The sequence below is a fragment of the Paenibacillus sp. OT2-17 genome, assembly GCF_009827695.1.
Classification (GTDB): Bacteria; Bacillota; Bacilli; order Paenibacillales; family Paenibacillaceae; genus Paenibacillus; species Paenibacillus polymyxa_B.
This window is the reverse complement of sequence record NZ_WUDQ01000838.1, coordinates 1-1,170: the sequence shown is the minus strand read 5'-3', so window position 1 is coordinate 1,170 and position 1,170 is coordinate 1. Positions and strand designations below refer to the sequence as shown.

Here is a 1,170-nt window from a genome sequence, read left to right as displayed (position 1 = left end):
TAAAAAAACGGCCAGATCGCTAAAGTAGCGGAATCGAGCCGTTTTCCATTTCTTAAGACCGAGCCTCTGTGAACATTTGAAAGGTGACACCAAACTTGTCTGTTACATTCCCATAAGCGGGACTAAAATGGGTTTCCTGCAAAGGCATTCCCACCTGTCCTCCTTGCTGTAGAGCATCAAACATTTTTTGAGCTTGCTCCACACTATCGGTTGTAATACAGATACTCACCTGATTCCCGCTGCTAAACGGTGATCCGGGAAAGGTATCAGAAAACATGAGCTCTGTCTCACCCACTTTAAGGGTAGCATGTCCCACACGTTCCTTGACCTCTGCGGGAATGGGAAAATCGGGGTTTTCCGGCATTTCCCCAAAGGTTTGAATAAAAAGCAGTTGAGCATCCAATGCCTCTTCATAAAATTCGATTGCTTCTTTTGCATTTCCATCCATCGTGATGTAAGGAATCAAACGTTTGGACATCTTCAACACAGCTCCTTTAATTCGAGGTGATTACCCAGCCATTTCTCCTGTATTATATACAAAACTTGTCAAGAAAAACAAATCTGTATTCTTAGCTTTCATGCACCTGAACGCCAAGCTGCTTTAGCTCCTTTATCGCTTCCGTAACGTTACGCTGTGGATGAAGCGCAGAGATCATCTGTGCAGTGATCGGAACGCCGTTGAAAATCTGGCTTACCACCCCTAGAGAAATCGGCAACTCATAGTAACTTTCAGCCCAATCCTGATACTTCTCCGGTGTAACTATAATTTTCCCCAGCAAAAAGGATGAGCCATCGTCATACGCCTCGGGAATGTTCGCATTGCCCATACGCCACTCCCTATCTTCCGCTTCCTTCCACATACAAAAGGTAACGTCCTCCTTCTCCAGCGCTTCGTCTTCCAAGAGCTCCATCATATCACCAGGCACACCGTACATGCCCGGCCAGACCTCATATTCGTCTCTCGCATGAGGACTTACAGGAGATTCGTGGTCAAAACCCTTCAACAGCACACCTCCACGCGTCCATAGCATATGAATCGTATCTCCAGCGCCGTTGTTCACCTCACCCAGGCACACATCACCAGACCATTCAGACTGCATACGATATGTGCGTAACCAATCTTCTGGAGACAATATAATGTCCAGCGCTGACAGCAGCCTCATTCTGTCT

The 1,170-nt window shown here is 46.7% G+C and carries 2 protein-coding genes; both read right to left on the bottom strand.

Annotated features, from left to right (window positions below):
• Positions 1-52: 52 nt before the first annotated feature.
• Positions 53-478, bottom strand: coding sequence for a VOC family protein (locus GRP75_RS27530; RefSeq protein ID WP_053325184.1), 426 nt, complete (start codon positions 476-478; stop codon positions 53-55).
• 91 nt (positions 479-569) lie between these two features.
• Positions 570-1,170 (bottom strand): hypothetical protein (locus GRP75_RS27525; RefSeq protein WP_160790960.1); only part of this gene is annotated, 601 nt, incomplete at its 5' end.